General features: G+C 43.0%; 16 protein-coding genes, 1 other RNA gene and 1 pseudogene. 5 read left to right on the forward strand and 13 right to left on the reverse strand.

Going from position 1 to position 17,940, the window contains the following annotated elements; all coding sequences use genetic code 11:
* Positions 1-242 precede the first annotated feature (242 nt).
* Positions 243-470, reverse strand: a complete 228-nt coding sequence (locus tag V7K69_RS00395) for a hypothetical protein (RefSeq protein ID WP_335030567.1) — start codon at positions 468-470, stop codon at positions 243-245.
* Positions 471-499: 29 nt separating this feature from the next.
* Here V7K69_RS00395 and V7K69_RS00400 point away from each other — a divergent pair, with 29 nt between their 5' ends.
* Positions 500-682, forward strand: coding sequence for a hypothetical protein (locus V7K69_RS00400; RefSeq protein WP_335030568.1), 183 nt, complete (start codon positions 500-502; stop codon positions 680-682).
* A 15-nt stretch (positions 683-697) separates the two neighbouring features.
* Here the strand turns inward: V7K69_RS00400 and V7K69_RS00405 are convergent.
* From V7K69_RS00405 to groL, 7 genes and pseudogenes are all read right to left on the reverse strand, one after another.
* Positions 698-1,141: pseudogene (locus V7K69_RS00405) on the reverse strand (tetratricopeptide repeat protein); the annotation flags it as partial.
* A 432-nt stretch (positions 1,142-1,573) separates the two neighbouring features.
* A complete protein-coding gene (locus tag V7K69_RS00410) occupies positions 1,574-2,635 on the reverse strand; it encodes a Gfo/Idh/MocA family protein (protein ID WP_335030569.1) in 1,062 nt (353 codons plus the stop codon).
* A gap of 116 nt (positions 2,636-2,751) precedes the next feature.
* The gene (rnc, locus tag V7K69_RS00415; RefSeq protein ID WP_335030570.1) at positions 2,752-3,471 is read right to left on the reverse strand and encodes a ribonuclease III; all 720 of its coding nucleotides are present in this window, start codon (positions 3,469-3,471) and stop codon (positions 2,752-2,754) included.
* A 107-nt stretch (positions 3,472-3,578) separates the two neighbouring features.
* An RNA gene (rnpB, locus tag V7K69_RS00420) (RNase P RNA component class A) lies at positions 3,579-4,005 on the reverse strand.
* A 46-nt stretch (positions 4,006-4,051) separates the two neighbouring features.
* Positions 4,052-4,750, reverse strand: a complete 699-nt coding sequence (locus V7K69_RS00425; RefSeq protein ID WP_335030571.1) for a hypothetical protein — start codon at positions 4,748-4,750, stop codon at positions 4,052-4,054.
* A 64-nt stretch (positions 4,751-4,814) separates the two neighbouring features.
* Positions 4,815-5,957, reverse strand: coding sequence for a magnesium/cobalt transporter CorA (gene corA, locus V7K69_RS00430; protein WP_335030572.1), 1,143 nt, complete (start codon positions 5,955-5,957; stop codon positions 4,815-4,817).
* A 409-nt stretch (positions 5,958-6,366) separates the two neighbouring features.
* Positions 6,367-8,049: a chaperonin GroEL gene (gene groL, locus V7K69_RS00435; RefSeq protein WP_012407975.1), complete on the reverse strand. Its 1,683-nt coding sequence runs from the start codon at positions 8,047-8,049 to the stop codon at positions 6,367-6,369.
* Between the two features lie 157 nt (positions 8,050-8,206).
* Between groL and V7K69_RS00440 the strand changes: the two genes are divergently transcribed.
* Positions 8,207-9,289 carry an MraY family glycosyltransferase gene (locus V7K69_RS00440; protein ID WP_335030573.1) on the forward strand — a complete coding sequence of 361 codons (1,083 nt, stop codon included), beginning with the start codon at positions 8,207-8,209 and terminating at the stop codon, positions 9,287-9,289.
* A gap of 111 nt (positions 9,290-9,400) precedes the next feature.
* On the opposite strand, the gene V7K69_RS00445 is transcribed toward V7K69_RS00440, so the two are convergent.
* Positions 9,401-10,537, reverse strand: coding sequence for a cob(I)yrinic acid a,c-diamide adenosyltransferase (locus tag V7K69_RS00445; protein WP_163934608.1), 1,137 nt, complete (start codon positions 10,535-10,537; stop codon positions 9,401-9,403).
* Between the two features lie 278 nt (positions 10,538-10,815).
* Here V7K69_RS00445 and fraC point away from each other — a divergent pair, with 278 nt between their 5' ends.
* The 3 genes from fraC to V7K69_RS00460 are packed head-to-tail and all read left to right on the forward strand — an operon-like array spanning position 10,816 to position 13,264.
* A complete protein-coding gene (gene fraC, locus V7K69_RS00450) occupies positions 10,816-11,367 on the forward strand; it encodes a filament integrity protein FraC (RefSeq protein ID WP_335030574.1) in 552 nt (183 codons plus the stop codon).
* Positions 11,368-11,423: 56 nt separating this feature from the next.
* Positions 11,424-12,431, forward strand: coding sequence for a septal junction protein FraD (fraD, locus tag V7K69_RS00455; RefSeq protein ID WP_335030575.1), 1,008 nt, complete (start codon positions 11,424-11,426; stop codon positions 12,429-12,431).
* 53 nt (positions 12,432-12,484) lie between these two features.
* The gene (locus V7K69_RS00460) at positions 12,485-13,264 is read left to right on the forward strand and encodes an ABC transporter permease (RefSeq protein WP_335030576.1); all 780 of its coding nucleotides are present in this window, start codon (positions 12,485-12,487) and stop codon (positions 13,262-13,264) included.
* Positions 13,265-13,395: 131 nt separating this feature from the next.
* On the opposite strand, the gene V7K69_RS00465 is transcribed toward V7K69_RS00460, so the two are convergent.
* From V7K69_RS00465 to V7K69_RS00480, 4 genes are all read right to left on the reverse strand, one after another.
* A complete protein-coding gene (locus V7K69_RS00465; RefSeq protein WP_335030577.1) occupies positions 13,396-13,815 on the reverse strand; it encodes a hypothetical protein in 420 nt (139 codons plus the stop codon).
* 136 nt (positions 13,816-13,951) lie between these two features.
* Entirely contained in the window at positions 13,952-14,158 is a 207-nt protein-coding gene (locus V7K69_RS00470) for a hypothetical protein (RefSeq protein ID WP_335030578.1), read from the reverse strand.
* Positions 14,159-14,267: 109 nt separating this feature from the next.
* The gene (locus V7K69_RS00475; RefSeq protein WP_335030579.1) at positions 14,268-17,390 is read right to left on the reverse strand and encodes an nSTAND1 domain-containing NTPase; all 3,123 of its coding nucleotides are present in this window, start codon (positions 17,388-17,390) and stop codon (positions 14,268-14,270) included.
* Positions 17,391-17,421: 31 nt separating this feature from the next.
* Positions 17,422-17,826, reverse strand: a complete 405-nt coding sequence (locus tag V7K69_RS00480) for a hypothetical protein (protein ID WP_335030580.1) — start codon at positions 17,824-17,826, stop codon at positions 17,422-17,424.
* Positions 17,827-17,940 lie beyond the last annotated feature (114 nt).

Raw genomic sequence — 17,940 nt, forward strand, 5'->3', positions numbered from 1 at the left:
GGATGCTTTCAGGCTGACAAGATAATATTTTTAACCTCTAATTCCATTTGGTCTGCTTTCTCTCATATCGCTTTTAGTCTAAACTCCAGTTCTAAATTCAAAATAATAAATTTGAATCCTCACTCCTAAGGGCTATGGTTTTGACGCGGATTTAGAAGTGTTACTAAATAGCCAAGATAGAAGATTTGCAACCGTAGCAGCCCCAAAAGAGAACAGCGCAATAATCGCGTCTGTACAAAAAGCTATTTAATGTTCCAATTGGACAGTTGTTGTTGAATCTCAGACATGGGATAAGCTAAATCTTGGCCTTCACCTTTTCTTGCAAAGACGATGCCTAAAAGCCGATTTTGCGAATCAATTACAGAACTGCCAGAATAACCGGGTTTGAGTGCAGCTTGAGATATTTCTAATTGCTGATTTTGATAGCTGATTTGTCCTGATTGCATAAATAAACCAGGATTTGTCTTCACCTCTTTGGGCAGAATGACCGATAATCCGAATGGGCATTTTCGAGGCGATCGCATTTGAGGAGATGGATAAGGGCTGGATATCTTCTGGTAGATTATCGCTAACTTCCAAAACGGCTAAATCCAGTTCTTTGTTTGTAGTCATTTTGAACAGCTTGCCATCTCGCCACATTTGCACTCGGTTTGATGGTGGTAAACTGAAAAATTCCACTTGAATATTTTTACCGTATTCATAGCCCTAATTTCTTCTGCTCACTCAGGGCAACGCCGAGATTGTAGTAAGCATCAGCAAAGTTGGGGTTGAGTTGAATTGCTTTTTGGTAGGCGGCAACTGCTGCATCTAATTTCTTTTGTTCACTGAGCGCATTACCCAGACCGTTGTAAGCAATAGCCAAGTTAGGGTTGAGTTGCAAGGCTTTATTGTGAGATGCGATCGCCTCCTCTGGTTTCCCTTGAGCATTTAGCACATTCCCTATACCAACGTAAGCTTCGGCATCATTAGGATTGAGTTGTAATGCTTTCTGGTGCGCGGCTAATGCTTCCTCTAGTTTTCCCTGTCGCCACAAAGCATTACCCAAATTGTTATAAGCTTTGCCATTATTGGGTTCAACGTGTAAAACTTTCCGCCAAATTGTCTCTGCTTGGGAGTTATTACCCACCACTTCAGCAGCGTCGCCTTGTTTAAATAGCTATTCAATATTGTTTTGAGCAACTACAAACTGGGGTGTCGTAGCCAGAAATAGAGTTAAAAATAAAGTAGTAAATATACGGTTGTGCATAATCATGCTCATACGTTGATTGATTTTATCAGGACTTACCCGAAAATCGCTAAAAACCGGATGAATTTTTGATAAATACTCGTAAACGAGGCTTTGAACTCCGTTAATGAGTCTTTGATACTCGTGAATGAGTCTTTGATACTCGTGAACGAGGCTTTGAACTCCGTTAATGAAGTAAAATGAGCGGTTCAATACGATCTCAAAGACGCGATAAATCGCCGTCTCTACAAGAATCAGTCCTTTGTAGAGACGGCGATTTATCGCGTCTCTTTTATCGCGTCTCTTGCCTTAACCGAACAGTATCAGGCGGTTATTCTCAGGGGAAAATTAGACTTGAGAGCAGTTGTTCAGAAAAACAGGTTGGCCGCCTTGCTCAAGAGATGCTGTTAGGGCAGCAAGAATTTCTACTAACTGTGTGCCTACCCAGCCAGATGAAACCTCTGAGGGAGTATTGTTTATAACAGAGACAACAAAGGTGGAGCAAACCCGTTGTAATGGTTCCCCTGGCTCTAATTCCAGCACTACCTGACTTTGATTTACCGGAATAAAATGATTGCCCTGCTGTTCAAACTCTCCATGTATTAGGGTTAGAGGAGACGATCGCAACATTTCATCAAAAATCAAACTACCAAGGCTACCTACAATCCCCAGGCGGCGCTGCTTATCAGAATTCAGCCAGCACAAATGAATATAAGCTTGAAAGCCATCTGGATATGTCAGTGTTACCCATACTAAATCAGCTAAACCTTGGGATGAAGAGTGGGTTATTTCCCTATTGGCTTGCCCCTGTAGCCACACCGTACCCGTTGCTTGTACTTTCACAGGAATCTGACCTAGCCAAGCGTTAAAGATCGCAATATCGTGAATAGCTAGGTCCCACAGCGCATCAACATCTTGGCGGACAGGCCCTAAATGGGTGCGTGTCGCGTAGCCATAGCGTAAATCACCTAATTTACCCGCCTGTACTACAGTTTGCCCTTGCTCAACTGCTGGGTGAAATAAATAAGTGTGGTCAACCATGAGTATTAAATGATGCTGCTCTGCTAACTGGCAAAGTTCCCGACATTCTGCGGGGTCGAGAGTTAGCGGTTTTTCAGCTAAAACATGGTATCCCTGTTGGAGAGCGTCTTTAATTAAAGCATAGTGGGTGGTAGCCGGAGTTGCGATCGCAACCGATGTCAACCCTGACACTTTTTTTAAATCTTCCCACTGGGTTGTTAATACTACATCATCAGCTAAATTAAACTGCTGTTTTATCGCCGCTAATCGTTCTGGATGGGGGTCTACTACACCAACTACATTTACTTGAGGATGTGCTAAAAAATTCCGCAGCAGATGCACTCCCCAACGCCCAACTCCGATAACAGCAATTTTAATTTGGTTTGTCATTAGTTATTTGTCATCTGTTATTTGTCATTTGTCATTAGTTATTTGTATACAAAGGACGAGGGACAAATGACCACTGACAACCAAATGATTATCGGCTAATTTCCAGTCTTTTAAGCTCAGGGTGTTTGCGGATTAGGAATTGCTAAAAAAGCTACCTTAGCTGCGGCTTGTTCAGCAGTTTTGATTGATCGCCCTTTACCTTCTCCGAGTTTCTTTCCATGTAGCCACACTTCAGCCATAAAACGTTCTTGATTATGGTGCGGTTGAGTGACTTCCACAACTCGATATTCTGGTAAAACTTTAAATTGCGCCTGAGTCCATTCTTGGAGAGCAGCTTTGTAATTAAGTCTGGCAGGATCGAGGCGAATTTCTGTTGTTAGTTCTTGAAAGTGGGGATCTAGCCAAGAGCGGATCAGTTCCAGATTTTGAGTACTTAAATAAAGCGCACCCAAAACTGCTTCAAAAGCATCTGCCAGTCGAGACTCTTGACCAACTTTATCAGCCGTAGCACTACCCGCAACTAATAAGTATAACTCCAAACCATAAATTCTGGCCAATTGGGCGAGGATGCGATCGCTCACCAACACTGAACGAATTGCCGCAAAATCCCCAACTGGACAATCGGGATAATTTTCCCATAACACAACAGCCGACACCAGGCGCACTACTGCATCGCCAACAAACTCTAGTTGTTCATAATTCGCCGAATCAGAGACAGTGGGATGAGTTAGCGCTAAATCTAGCAGTTCCCACTTGATAGGTGCTTCTAGCGACAAACCTAATTTTTGGACTAAACTTTCGAGTTGCCGTTGACGGCGTGGGTAGGCAAGGGGCATTAGGGGGAAGGGGGAAAGGGGAAGGGGGAAAGGGGAAGGGGAGCAGGGGAAAAATACTAACTTCTAACTCCTAATTCCTAACTCAGCACTCAGCACTCAAAAAGGGGGGAAAGAGCAGTACATAAGCCGGGTTCTGTTCTCTTGCGAGGGCAGTTATCTATCTGGGACGCTTGTTACCAAACGCCTCTAGCAGCTCTCATTGAGCGGAACTGGTAAAAGACCAACCATAGTTCCTATCGCCTTGCTCCCAACCGGGGTTTACCGAGCCAGCACCTCTCGATACTGCTGGTGCGCTCTTACCGCACCTTTGCACCCTTACCAAAATAGTTGTGAGTGCTGAGTGCTGAGTGCTGAGTTTTCTTTACTCAGCACTCAGCACTCATTGCTCAGAACTAGTTTTGGCGGTATCTTTCTGTGGCACTATCCTCACGATCGCTCGCACTGGACGTTATCCAGCAAGTTTGGTCTTTCGGGAGCCCGGACTTTCCTCAAATCAGTGACTATGACTGATCTGCAACCGCCTGCGTCTACTCTCTCCTTAGATCCAGTGTAATCTTGGATGGCATAGTCTGTCTGGTTGCTATTGCTTTTTTTTATTCCAAGGTAGAGCGTAAGTCCAAGGTAGTTTCCTGACTGTGAAAGGACAATTGATAATGCTAATGGGAGGAAAATCACGACCTGGGGCTAGACCTAAACGCACCTCAGACACTCTGAGTACCAGTTGCAGAGAAAAGTCTAACTCCTTTTTTCTGTTAATAAAGTCGTTGTACAAATTTTTTTGCCCCTTTTGCAGCCCATTGATATCAATTAGTGGTTTTTTTGCTGAATAGGTTCCAGTTGCTTGATCGCGCTCGAAGACATCTTCTGCTGTCACTGTTTCAGAAAGTGTTTTCTTGGGAGCAATCAAGCTAGGACTTTGGGGTACTGCTAAGTCGCGGGTTAAATCTGGTGATTTCCGAATTACGCGGCGCGATTGCTTGCTATGTTCAACTACTAAAGAACTGTTGTCCCAGTCAACATATAGGGCAACATTATCAGATTTATTTTCAATGCTAATTCCTAAATCTTTCAAATCGTCAATTGGGTATGAGGCTTTGAGTTTAAATGAAATTCCAATTTTATCATCGAGATTTTGTTCTTTGAGTTGCTCGTCAACTATTCCTTTTTTAAACTCAAACTTAACTTGATCATCGATGGATTCAACCATGCGGTTAAAAACGTATGAGACACCGATAATATAAACTGTCAAAACTACTAAATTCTGGTCGCTACTCCTCATAAATTAAAATATTAACTCCTGGTAATAATGAATGTATATTTGATTCGTCGTCCATCTGCAATTATTAATTACGCTTAATTGTTACAGAGTTTTGCAACCAGCCCCGTTGCCAAAAAAAGAATAGCAACCCAAGTGCGATCGCTGCCATAACTGCCAAGCAAAGTGGATAGCCCCAATACCAATTCAACTCAGGCATATTATATGGCGATTTTTCGGTATTGAAATTCATACCATATATTCCGGCCACAAAAGTCAGTGGAATGAAAATTGTTGAAACTATCGTTAGCACCTTCATGATCTCATTCATTTTGTTGCTCACTGCCGAAAGATATACATCCATTAATCCAGATGCTAGTTCCCGATAAGTTTCTACCATGTCCATAACTTGCACTGTATGGTCATAACAATCTCGCAAGTAGATTCGCACTTCTTCACTAATTAAATCAGGAGCATCTCGAATTAGGGAATTAATTGCATCTCGCTGGGGCCAAATAGCACGACGTAGTTGCAGTAATTCTCGCCTAATTTGATAAATATTTTGTAGTGTTTGCGGAGTAGGTTTAACTATTACTTCCTCTTCCAACTCTTGGATTCGCTCCCCATAAAGCTCCAAGACTGGGAAAAAACCATCAATAATCGCATCTAACAAGGCGTAAGCTAAATAATCTGCTCCTTGCTTACGGATGATACCTTTGTTTTTTTCAATTCGCGATCGCACTCCCTCAAAACAATCATGTTCCGGTTCTTCTTGTACAGTCAGCAAATAATTTTTCCCTAATATCAAACTCACTTGCTCACTGTAAAAACCACATGATCTTTCTTTTGGTACTACCATGCGGGCAATGAATAGCAATTGGTCTTCATAATCCTCTGTTTTCGGACGTTCCGGCACATTGACTATATCTTCTAAAACTAGAGGATGTAACTCAAAAACTTTACCCAATCGTTGTAATATATCTTGACTGCCTAAACCTTGTACGTCTACCCAAGAAATGGATTCGCTATCAATATGTTGGACACACTCCTCTGGAGTTGCTATTTGCTCACGGATGAAATTAGTTTCGTTATAGTCAATCAAGAAAATTATTGGTGGTGGAGCATCTGCATCAATAAAAATGGTTCCAGGTATAGTCCCTGGTTGATGATGGAACTCATCTTCATATAGCTTAGTGACTATTTTGGGAAGACGACGCAGTTTTCGTACCATACAATATTACCTACATTGGGAATTGGGCATTGGGAATTGGGCATTGGGAATTAAACAAGTTCCTCTTTACACAGTTCTTAGTAAAGAAGTAAAATTCCCTACTCAGAACCCATTAGGCGTTTTTATTTATTTCAGCTTTTGCTATTAATATTACAAAAATTAATACAAAGACTATAATTTTGGAATTAAGCAGTTCTTTAAATTTGGGAATTTAGGAATCGGCATTTTTTTTGTAGTTAGTTGTATTCATGACTAATTACTGATAACCATGATGATGACTTTTATTCATGCCCAGCTACTTCCCAGCAATAGAGATAACATATCGGCTCTGAATCAGCAATGCTATAAAAAAACAGTTTGCCTTAACAAGACAAACTGCTGAAAAAATATTTATCTGGGTGAGCAGAAGTTAGAACATACCCATGCCGCCCATGCCGCCCATGCCACCCATACCGCCCATGCCGCCCATGCCACCCATACCGCCCATGTCAGGAGCAGCAGCAGCGGATTTCTTCTCTGGCTTTTCAACAACGATCGCTTCGGTGGTTAAAACCAAACCAGCAATGGAACCAGCGTTTTGCAAAGCTGAACGCACGACTTTGGCAGGGTCAATAATACCAGCAGCAATCAAGTCTTCAAATTCGCCAGTAGCGGCGTTGTAGCCAATGTTGAACTCGCTGTCTCGGACTTTCGAGACGATTACAGAACCTTCAGCACCAGCATTGTCTGCTATTTGGCGCAAGGGGGCTTCTAGCGCTCGTTCGACAATATCAGCCCCAATTCTTTCTTCGTCGTTTTGTAAGGTCTTTTTAATCGCTTCTACTGCCTTAGCTAAGTGAATGAGAGTTGTCCCACCTCCAGGAACAATACCTTCTTCCACAGCAGCTTTAGTAGCGTTCAGCGCGTCTTCAATCCGCAGTTTACGGTCTTTGAGTTCGGTTTCGGTTGCCGCACCCACTTTAATCACTGCCACGCCGCCAGCAAGCTTGGCGATGCGTTCTTGCAGTTTTTCTTGATCGTATTCAGAATCGGTTTCTTCCAACTGCCTGCGAATTTGACCAATCCGCTTTTGCACTTCTGGCTTGGTGACACTGCCGGCAACAATGGTAGTGCTTTCTTTGTCGATGGTGATTTTGCGGGCAGTTCCCAGTGCTTCTAGAGCAGCGGTATCCAAACTTAAGCCGATTTCTTCAGAAATCAACTGTCCATCGGTGAGAATCGCAATATCTTCTAACAAAGCTTTGCGGCGATCGCCAAATCCAGGGGCTTTAATGGCAGCTACAGCTAGTACACCCCGCGCTTTGTTCACTACCAAAGTTGCCAAAGCATCACCTTCGACATCTTCAGCGATGATTAGCAAGGGCTGACCAGAACGAGCGACTTTTTCCAAAATTGGTACTAAATCTTGGATGCTGCTGATTTTTTTATCTGTCACCAAGATCCGGGCATTTTCAAATTCCACGATTTGCCGCTCGTTGTTGGTGACAAAGTAGGGTGAAATGTAACCCCTGTCAATCTGCATCCCTTCAACTACTTCTAGTTCAGTGGTGAGGGATTTAGATTCTTCAACGGTAATGACACCATCTTTGGTGACTTTTTCCATTGCTTGAGCTAACATTTGACCAACTTCTTCATCGTTACCAGCAGAAACAGTGGCAACTTGAGCGATCGCACTTCCTTCTACTGGCTTGGCTATCTTGGCAATTTCCAGTACAAGTGCCTCAATAGTTTTGTCGATCCCGCGTCTCAAGCTAACTGGGTTACTACCCGCCGCGACGTTCTTCAAACCTTCCCGAATCAAGGCTTGTGCTAAAACGGTGGCGGTGGTTGTACCATCCCCAGCAACATCTTTAGTTTTTGAGGCCACTTCCTGGATGAGTCTTGCACCAGTATTTTCTAAAGGATCTTCTAATTCAATTTCCTTGGCAACAGTGATACCATCGTTGACAATTTGAGGTGCGCCAAATTTTTTCTCTAAAAGAACATTACGACCTTTAGGCCCCAAGGTGATTTTTACGGCATCAGCAAGGGCGTTAACACCCCTTTCTAGAGCTCGCCGCGATTCCTCGTCAAATGCAATAATTTTCGCCATGTTTTATTTCTCCAGCGCTTCCATTAGACAATTTAGCACTCACAGAGCAAGAGTGCTAATCTCTCAATCAGCTCAAGTTACAAATGGAAATAAAAAAATTGATTAATATACAGGTGATGTTCTTTATAGATACTGGCAGTAATGCTTGAATTGGGAGATGAATCTAGACAACTCCCTTAAGTCCCTTGGCATTGCCGACCCTAGCGGCACCGGCTGGTTGGCAGTAGTATTTACGTTCCTTTTGGCTTGGCTTGTAACGTGGCGTTCAATTCCGACAGTCCGCAAATTCGCCTTACGGGTAGGTTGGGCTGACCAACCCAACGCTCGGCGACTCAATCGGGAACCTTTACCCAATGCAGGAGGGCTGGCTATCTACGCGGGTGTCATTGCCGCACTGGTATTAGCTAGCCTTTTACGACCAATCGAACTCCAAAACGTATTGGCTCAGGTGCTGACTATTCTGTTAGGAGGTTCGATATTAGTCCTGGTGGGCTTTATTGACGATCAGTTCGGCTTACCACCCTCTATTCGATTGTGGGCGCAAATTGTCACAGCACTGTTGTTGGTAGCTAATGGTATCAGTGTCAAAGTCCTGTTTGGTACTCCCATTGACTCGTTACTGTCTATGTTGCTGACGGTACTGTGGGTAGTAGGAATTACCAACGCCATCAACTTGATGGATGGTATGGATGGTTTGGCAGGAGGAATCAGCTTTATTACCGCCATGAGTTTGTTGGGGGTTGCAGCCCAATTTAATAACCGTGCGGCGGCAATCTTGGTACTCGCAGCTTTAGGAGGTGCTGCATTAGGCTTTTTGCGCCATAACTTCTATCCATCACGAATTATTATGGGTGATGCCGGAGCATACTTTTTTGGCTATGTGCTGGCAGCAACTAGTATTTTAGGTAAACTTCAACAAAACACAGTTTATGCGCTAATTCCTACAGTTTTATTTCTGTTGTTGCCAGTGCTAGACACCACTCAAGTATTTGTGCGGCGGCTACTAGCAGGAAATAACCCTCTGAGTACTCCTGGCAAAGATCATCTGCACCACCGCTTACTTGCTTGGGGACTTTCCCAGCGTCATGCTGCGTTCACGCTTTGGTCAATTACCTTATTTTTCAACTTGCTGGCAATGAGAATACAAGGCATGAGTTTGGCTGTGATGATGACTACCGCCAGTAGTATTGTTATTCTTTTGGGCTTTACTGTCTGGCAAAGAATACGCCAACAGCCTTAGTTGCTTGTAGGGTCGGCATTGCAATGCTAGCCCTACTGGTCTGTCTCATTTCACCAAAAATTCAAGCTTGAGAAGATTACGAATTACGAATTACGAATTCAGATGCAACGCTTAAAAATCTACCCCTCGTTTAAGTTCTACACCTTGATTTGCATAGTGTTTGTGGCAATAAACCTCTGAATGAACGCTAGCCAAGTCAAAGTATGCTGGTTGATTTTGACAGCGACCAGTGATGATGATTTCGGTGTCGCGGGGTTTGCGGAGCAAAGCTTGAACAATGGGTTCAACAGGGAGTAGTTCTAAGTCAACGGTGGGATTGAGTTCATCGAGAATAATAGTTTTATACATTCCAGAGGCGATCGCAACTTTTGCGATTTCCCAACCTCTTTCGGCTTCTACATAGTCTAATTCTTGCCGGGAATTGCGCCAAACAATCGCATCTCCACCACAGCGCTGATGATCCACCACTTCTGGATATGACTGCTGCAAAGCGGCGATCGCAGCATCTTCTGTGTAGCCGCTACCACCTTTAAGCCACTGCATAATTAACACACGGGTAGACCCTGGATGATTAATTCCCCTACCAATGGCCTGTAAGGCTTTGCCCAAAGCACTAGTAGACTTGCCTTTACCAGCACCAGTATAAATTTCAATCCCTTCGAGGAATAGGGCTTTGGCTGTGGGATGGTGATGAGGTTTCATTTCTGAGTGCAAATCTGCAATATCGAGCAACTTTTGCGGTGCGGCGCGTCCGGTAGCAATGATTTCTAATTCTTGGGGTTTGGATTTTAATGTCTTTACCACTTCATCTACTGGTAGCAAACCCAAATCCAGAACGGGGTTAATTTCATCCAAGACCACAACTGAATATAAACCGCTAGCGATCGCACCTTTGGCAACATCCCAACCCCGCATCGCCTCATTTCGGTCAAAGGTGGTAATTTCTTCTGGGCCAAAAAATTCGGCTCTCCCAGTGCGAACCTGGTCTATTAAATGGGGAAATCCGCGCTGCAAAGCTGCGATCGCTCCATCTTCGTCATAATCGCGTTCCGGCCCTTTTAAAAAGCGCAGCAGTAAAACACGGTTAGAATCGCTAGGCGTATTTATCCCTAAGCCAATAGAGCGCAAAACTACCCCCAAAGCAGCTTGAGACTTACCTTTACCCACGCCATCGTAGACGTGAATTTGACCAATGAGCCGTTCTTGACGCACTTGCGCCGTGCGAATACCGATACCGTTCCTTGTCATCTCTCGAAAAGCTATAAGTGGCAGTCTTTAATCTTACCTAACGTCTTGTAATCTTAGGTAGAGAAACTACCCCTCTAGCCCCGAATTTCTCACGTATTGTGTGGTTCGGGTGGGGGGTGTGGGAGGTGTGGGAGGTGTGGGGGGTGTGGGAGGCAATGCAGCGTTCATTGATGTGCAGTTATTCAATTTCTCCCCACACTTCCCACACTCCCCACACTCCCCACACTCCCACTATCCCAGTTATACTCTCTACAGCTATACCTTACCCTTGACCATTTATGCCTGAAAATTGGATGCTTCCGAGGATTTTTCCTATTGGTGGAATTCTGTTTGACTTTTTATTTGTACTGATTGCTATCCCAATTGAAGCTTATCTTTTGCACTATCGGCTCAAATTTGACAAAAAAACTAGTACTTTTTATGCTATTTCTATCAATTTATTCTCTAGTGTAATTGGTTGGTTCATCTTTTTTGTATCAGAACCAATGTTGCCGATACAGATGAGAGCAGAATTAATTAACTATATGTTTTTTAGTAACTTTAAATCACCTAACACACAAGTTTTTCTAATACTAACTGCTTTCATAATTTTCTTTGCTACTTTTTTAATGAAGTTTTTCATTTTAAAAGGATTGTTACTATCATTGAATGAGCAACTTTTTAAAAAACAAGAGGAAGCGGAAGCGGAAGCTCCAATATCTCAACGGCGGCGATGGCGGACTTTTGGCAACTTGAAATTCCAAAGTAATAATTTAATAATTACTGTACTAATAGCGAATTCCCTGAGTTATAGTGCTATAACTCTTATTCTATTATTTAGTGCAAAATAGCAAGCTTTTACTTAAAAGGAAGATGAGTGATTAATTAATTAGGTGGAAGGAGCAACATGAATACGCTACTTAAAGATGTATTTGGGATTTTTAAATTTGCGGAAGGGCTTTATGCGGGAATTAGAAAAGTATTAGTTCCACCCAAAGCTTATTCTTGGCAGACATTTATTTATTTGAGTGTTTTTTCTTGGGCAGTTTCATATTTAGCTACAGGCTATATCAAAGATATTATTGCCTTTTTCGGTTGGTTATTTTTAATTGCCGGCACAGCTTGGTATACAACTCAAGATCCTTTGAGAGTGCCTGGTACTTTTATGCCAGTTGGGGCAGTAATCACTGGATTCTTAGTAAGCGTTTTTGCTTTTGGAAATCAACAGGATGTAATTACACCAAGAACAATCGTTTTTTGGCCGACAATTTCAGCACTAATTACGGCAATACCAGAGTTTATTGAAGGAAGTGACACCGACGCTAAAGCGAGAATTCCTAAGCCACAAGACCGCCAAAGAATCATAATTTTAGTTGCTAGTAGTATGCTACTAAGTTGCTGGATTCAGTTTTATTTTGTAATGGATCATTGGTTTCAACAATATCCTAGTTTGCAAGCAGATACTTTTAAACGTAGTACCGTTGTTGTCAGAACAGAAGAACGAGTAAAAATCCCGCAAAACGGTGTTGTAATTCTAGAAAGACTTCAGCCAATAGTAGTAGAACAAATAAACCAAACACCTTGGTCAGAAGTAGAGAAATGGTTGCTTGAGGCAAAACAGCGAGTAGGAACTCTAGGTAGAGCAGTAATTCAAAAAAGCCTGGGTAAATATGAAGAGAAGGATTTATGGCGCATTGAACCGCGTGTAGCTAATACTAAGTCTGGATATATATTAGATTTATTAAGTATTTGGATAGGGCCAAGTTCTAACCCACGGGGCTATTACTTGAAAAAATCTTGTCGAATTGAACCAGTTGCAGCAACTAGCAATTCAGGTAATAAGATTACAGTTGCAGAAATTGAATGCGATCGCGCCAGTAAATTAATTGCCGGATCGCCGCCTCCGCAGCAGTGAGAAGGGGGCAGGGAGCAGGGGAAGAATAACAAATGACCAATAACAAATGACCAATGACTATTAACAGAATTTTTGTATTGGCAAAGAATGTATTTCAGGAAGTGGTACGCGATCGCATCCTATATATTATTGGTTTTTATGCGCTTATACTCGCTACTGCCTTTCGCGTCCTGCCTGAATTTGCAGCTACGACTGAAGACAAAATATTTTTAGACTTCGGGATGGCGGCGATGAATGCCATCGGGTTAATTGTGACGATATTTGTTGGTACGGGACTGGTTAATAAAGAAATTGAAAAACGCACTATTTTGGTGTTAATCGCCAAACCTGTCAGTCGCAGCGAAATTATCGTCGGCAAATACTTAGGTTTATCCGCAGTAATAGCTGTACTTGTCGCTACGATGACAGTAATTTATCTGTTATTTCTGCAATTAGGTAATATTCACCATCCAACGGCGAGTATTTTAATTGCTGCAATTTTCTTAATATTGCAGTTATCATTAATCACCGCTATAGCTATTACCTTCGGTGTTTTTACTGCTTCTCTCCTAGCAACTGTTTTAACCTTTGCAGTATATTTAATCGGAAATATTACTCAAGATTTAGTCCAACTAGGTCGTCTGAGTCGTAACCCTGGTATAGAACTTCTCACTCAAGGTTTGTTTCTGATTTTGCCAGATTTATCTCGATTAGATTTAAAAAATGATGCCGTTTATGGTCTGCAAGCACTACCTGACACAACTGCACTGATTACAAATGCCGGCTATGGTTTAATTTATAGTGCCCTGTTATTAGCGATCGCTATTTTTATTTTCTCACAACGCGAATTTTAGTCATCGGGCGTTGAGGCAATGCAGCATTTGTTGATATGCAGTTATTCAATTTTTTTCTTTCTCCCCACACTTCCCACACTTCCCACACTTCCCACACTCCCCACACTCCCCACACTCAAAAGCCAGTTAAATCATGGGTTTGCGCTTATCTTAGTGCCATTCGGTTGAGTGCCTTGCATAGATGCTTTTTGTGCAATAGTTTTTAAGCGAGTCGCTCTGCTTTTACGGATACGTTCACTTTTGCGAACTCCACCAGCCATCTCATATTCGCGGCTATCTTTGCCGTATTTAAAGCCGATTCCCATGAGCATTTTTTCAGAGAAAGTACCCAAGGTTTGTTCTAATTCTTCAATTTCTACTTTGGAAGAGTCAATCGTGCTGAGAGTAGTATTATGAGCTTCTAACTTGCTGCGTAATTCCTCAATTATTTCTGTCAGGGCTTTTAAATTACAAGTATTTCCAAGATCCAGATTGGCATCAATTGCTTTGAGTCCAGCAAATCTTAACTCAGCATTTTCTAGAACGCGGGATGTACGTTTTCTCAAAGACATAAATTTAGTTACTCGTAATATTTATACAGTTACTATGCCTTACTGAAAATACATTCTGGTTCAGCAAAATCCACAAAAATAATTATAATTTTTATGAGATAACTACTGGTAAATTCTCTTAATTTATCTAAAGCGTTTATCTAATCTTAATTACAGCTTGAGCATTCATAACTACAGAAGAAGCTGTGCTAACTACAGCTTTAGCATTTATAACCACAGAAGAAGCTGTGTTAACTACAGCTTGAGCATTTATAACTACAGAAGAAGCTGTGTTAACTACAGCTTGAGCATTCATAACTACAAAAGAAGTTGTATTAACTATAGCTTCAAGTTTACTTATCATATAATGAGCGTTTGTAACTACAGCTTCAGCATTAATAAGTACTGTTTAAGTTGTATTAACTACGGCTTAAGCATTACTTATAACGGTTCCCGCATAAGTAATATCGGTATTACGAATTACCAACACCATCACACAGGTGCTTGTCACTCTCATTATTAAGGGGATTGATTTTATAATACTCGCGCATAAAACTGCACCCTTGCTGGAGTAAATAATCAAAATCCAGCCTCCACAGTCTCACCGTGTTGTCATCACTGGCAGAAGCTAGCATCTTGCCATCGGGACTGAAGCTGATGCCCCTAACCGATTTTGTATGCCCAGTTAGGGTTTTGACTTCTTTGCCAGTGGTGGTATCCCACAGCTTCACCGTCTTGTCACCACTGGCAGAAGCTAGCATCTTGCCATCGGGACTGAAGCTGATACCATAAACCGATTTTGTATGCCCAGTTAGGGTTTTGATTTCTTTGCCAGTGGTGATATCCCACAGTTTCACCGTGTTGTCAGCACTGGCAGAAGCTAGCATCTTGCCATCGGGACTGAAGCTGATGCCCCAAACCGAGTTTGTATGCCCAGTTAGGGTTTTGACTTCTTTGCCAGTGGTGGTATCCCACAGTTTCACCGTGTTGTCACCACTGGCAGAAGCTAGCATCTTGCCATCGGGACTGAAACTGATGCCCCAAACCGAGTCTGTATGCCCAGTTAGGGTTTTGATTTCTTTGCCAGTGGTGGTATCCCACAGTTTCACCGTGTTGTCAGCACTGGCAGAAGCTAGCATCTTGCCATCGGGACTGAAGCTGATGCCATAAACCGAGTTTGTATGCCCAGTTAGGGTTTTAATTTCTTTGCCAGTGGTGGTATCCCACAGTTTCACCGTGTTGTCAGCACTGGCAGAAGCTAGCATCTTGCTATCGGGACTGAAGCTGATGCCCAAAACCAAGTCTGTATGCCCAGTTAGGGTTTTGATTTCTTTGCCAGTGGTGGTATCCCACAGTTTCACCGTGTTGTCACCACTGGCAGAAGCTAGCATCTTGCCATCGGGACTGAAGCTGATGCCCCAAACCGAGTTTGTATGCCCAGTTAGGGTTTTGGCTTCTTTGCCAGTGGTGGTATCCCACAGTTTCACCGTGTTGTCATTACTGGCAGAAGCTAGCATCTTGCCATCGGGACTGAAGCTGATGCCCCTAACCGAGTCTGTATGCCCAGTTAGGGTCTTGATTTCTTTGCCAGTGGTGGTATCCCACAGTTTCACCGTGTTGTCACCACTGGCAGAAGCTAGCATCTTGCCATCGGGACTGAAGCTGATGCCATAAACCGAGTTTGTATGCCCAGTTAGGGTTCTGATTTCTTTGCCAGTGGTGGTATCCCACAGTTTCACCGTGTTGTCATTACTGGCAGAAGATAGCATCTTGCCATCGGGACTGAAGCTGATGCCCCTAACCGAGTTTGCATGTCCTCCCAAGGTGTTAGGTGCGGCAACATTGTGAACTGTATTTAATAATGCCAGTTTTACCTGAGTGCGGGTATTCGCATCTATCCAGAATTTACCTCGCATTTTTACAGCACCTTTTACGCTTGATTCAAGAGCTTTTCGCCCATCTAAACCCAAAAACCCATCGGAACTTTGGGCTAAGGCATTAATTTGACTGATTTCGGCATTCCCCCAGCCTATACCCGCTAGTCCAGATAAACCCAAAGCTAACACCAAACCCCCTGCCAATCCGGAAAAAGTCAGCCGTTTTCTGCGTTCCCGTTGCTTTTGTTCTCTATCGCGCACTTCCACACTAGCTTGAATAAACTCTTGCTCCCCTGCGCTAATATCCTCTCGCCGTTGTTTTAGCTTTTCTTCCCCCTCCACCAACGCTGCACCCCGCAACAATGCCCCTTCATCCCGTTGCGTCTGTTCCCATTGATACATTGTGGAGCGCAAACGGTCTTGCCAAGCCCGAAAGCTACGGTCTGCATCCATCCATTGCCGAAATTCACCCCAATTACGAATCAACGCTTCATGGACAACTTCTACTGTCTCTTGGTTAGCAGAATTTTGACTGGTGACTACTAATCGATTATCCGCCAACTGTTTCACCAATTTCCAGCTGGCTTCACCCAATTCAGCTTTCGTCGCTAGTCGTCGCGTATCCTCCGTACCTTCCCCCGGACGCACTAATTGAATAAAAATTCGCCGCACCTGTTCTTTTTCAGTGGCGCTCAACTTACCGTAATTCTCATCTGCATGACGAGCTAATGCACCTTTTACCTCACCAATTTCTTCATAAGCTGTATGAGTTAATTGTTTACCCGTTCGTCGTTTCCACAACTCTGTTAATGCAAACTCCAAAAGAGGTAAATTCCCTGGTTCATCTTCGACATCATCCAAAATGCGTTCCACCAGTCCATCTTGAAATGTTACCCCCAACTTTCCAGCAGGCTTGACAATCACCTGTGAAAGTTCATTACGATTCATCGGTGCTAGTTTGATGTCGGCATTTTGCAACACATCTGCAAGTGGACGATAGGAGAGGAGATTCCCCAAGAAATCCGCCCGCATGGTTCCAACCAGCACAGTATTATTGTCAGGGTCAGATTGAAAGCAAGCTAATAACGTATCTAGGAAACCACGGCGAACTTTCTGATCCGCACACAAAGTATAAAGTTCTTCAAATTGGTCGGCAATCAACAATACCCGATGATTGGGATAATTCCGTTTAATTTTGGAGAAAACATCTTGCAGAGGAACAGAACCATTGGCAAAGTATTCAGCTAACTTACGAGCTTGAAGCATTTGCTCAGTAGCATTTTTATCCGGCTCGTAAAGGGGAACCAGCGACTCAGCCAGAGCCTGAAATGGTTCTGAACCAGGACGGAAGTGAGTAAACTTCCAATAACCTTGTTTTTGTAACTTCGGCACCAATCCCGCCAACACTACCGAAGATTTTCCGCTTCCTGACGCACCCAATACGGGGATAAAATTACGGGTTTGAGTGGCCGCGAATAGTTCTTCTACAAATACCTCACGTCCAAAGAAAAACTCTGCATCATCGGGACTAAAGTGAAACAAACCGCGATAAGGACAAGGGAGAGATTCATCAGCAGCGTCGGTAGAATCAGAAGCGACTAATATTGCTTCTTCTCGATAGTAGTAATTGGTAATAGTAATAGTTGCATTACCAGTTGCTGAGGTAGCAGCGTATTCACTCTCTGTAACACTTTGTTGGATCTCGGCTTGCTTAGACATAACATCTACCCTGATTAATTAAGTTACAGTCTCAGTCCTCCTTCGATGTGCCTTGTTCATTGATGCCACTAATACTTGCATTACCAGAACCAGAGGTAGCGGCATATTTGACATTACTGATATTTTGGGTAATAATCTGCTGTCCACCGGGCTGTTCTTTGACTTGATTAAGTAACTCTTGAGCCGCTTGAATAATTGCTGCATCTTGATCAGCACCAGCTTCAGCTAATTTCTTTTTAAGTGGTGCGTTATATGTTTCAGGATCTGTTTCGTGTTCTTCCAGAACCATTTGTGCTTTTGGTTGACTTTCAAACCTCTTCTTAATTAAGCCTTTCAAACCCTGATAGGTATCTTTTACGGCTGTTGTGGCGGTATCTTTAGCAGCCGCGATCGCACCAGCACCTAAAGCAGCAATAATCAGAGAAATAGGTTCCATAGTTAATTCTCAATAAGTTTACAACTGGAGTTTAGACTAAAAGCGATATGAGAGAAAGCAGACCAAATGGAATTAGAGGTTAAAAATATTATCTTGTCAGCCTGAAAGCATCCG

Origin of the sequence: Nostoc sp. (genome assembly GCF_036917775.1) — a bacterium.
Lineage (GTDB): Bacteria > Cyanobacteriota > Cyanobacteriia > Cyanobacteriales > Nostocaceae > Nostoc.

Coding starts and splice junctions, on each gene's coding strand:
- rnc (WP_335030570.1), bottom strand. CDS start 3,471: ATGCCCCTTGCCTACCCACGCCGTCAACGGCAACTCGAAAGTTTAGTC.
- fraD (WP_335030575.1), top strand. CDS start 11,424: ATGAATACGCTACTTAAAGATGTATTTGGGATTTTTAAATTTGCGGAA.
- V7K69_RS00410 (WP_335030569.1), bottom strand. CDS start 2,635: ATGACAAACCAAATTAAAATTGCTGTTATCGGAGTTGGGCGTTGGGGA.
- fraC (WP_335030574.1), top strand. CDS start 10,816: ATGCCTGAAAATTGGATGCTTCCGAGGATTTTTCCTATTGGTGGAATT.
- V7K69_RS00475 (WP_335030579.1), bottom strand. CDS start 17,390: ATGTCTAAGCAAGCCGAGATCCAACAAAGTGTTACAGAGAGTGAATAC.
- corA (WP_335030572.1), bottom strand. CDS start 5,957: ATGGTACGAAAACTGCGTCGTCTTCCCAAAATAGTCACTAAGCTATAT.
- V7K69_RS00470 (WP_335030578.1), bottom strand. CDS start 14,158: ATGATAAGTAAACTTGAAGCTATAGTTAATACAACTTCTTTTGTAGTT.
- V7K69_RS00460 (WP_335030576.1), top strand. CDS start 12,485: ATGACTATTAACAGAATTTTTGTATTGGCAAAGAATGTATTTCAGGAA.
- V7K69_RS00465 (WP_335030577.1), bottom strand. CDS start 13,815: ATGTCTTTGAGAAAACGTACATCCCGCGTTCTAGAAAATGCTGAGTTA.
- V7K69_RS00445 (WP_163934608.1), bottom strand. CDS start 10,537: ATGACAAGGAACGGTATCGGTATTCGCACGGCGCAAGTGCGTCAAGAA.
- V7K69_RS00425 (WP_335030571.1), bottom strand. CDS start 4,750: ATGAGGAGTAGCGACCAGAATTTAGTAGTTTTGACAGTTTATATTATC.
- V7K69_RS00400 (WP_335030568.1), top strand. CDS start 500: ATGGGCATTTTCGAGGCGATCGCATTTGAGGAGATGGATAAGGGCTGG.
- V7K69_RS00480 (WP_335030580.1), bottom strand. CDS start 17,826: ATGGAACCTATTTCTCTGATTATTGCTGCTTTAGGTGCTGGTGCGATC.
- groL (WP_012407975.1), bottom strand. CDS start 8,049: ATGGCGAAAATTATTGCATTTGACGAGGAATCGCGGCGAGCTCTAGAA.
- V7K69_RS00440 (WP_335030573.1), top strand. CDS start 8,207: ATGAATCTAGACAACTCCCTTAAGTCCCTTGGCATTGCCGACCCTAGC.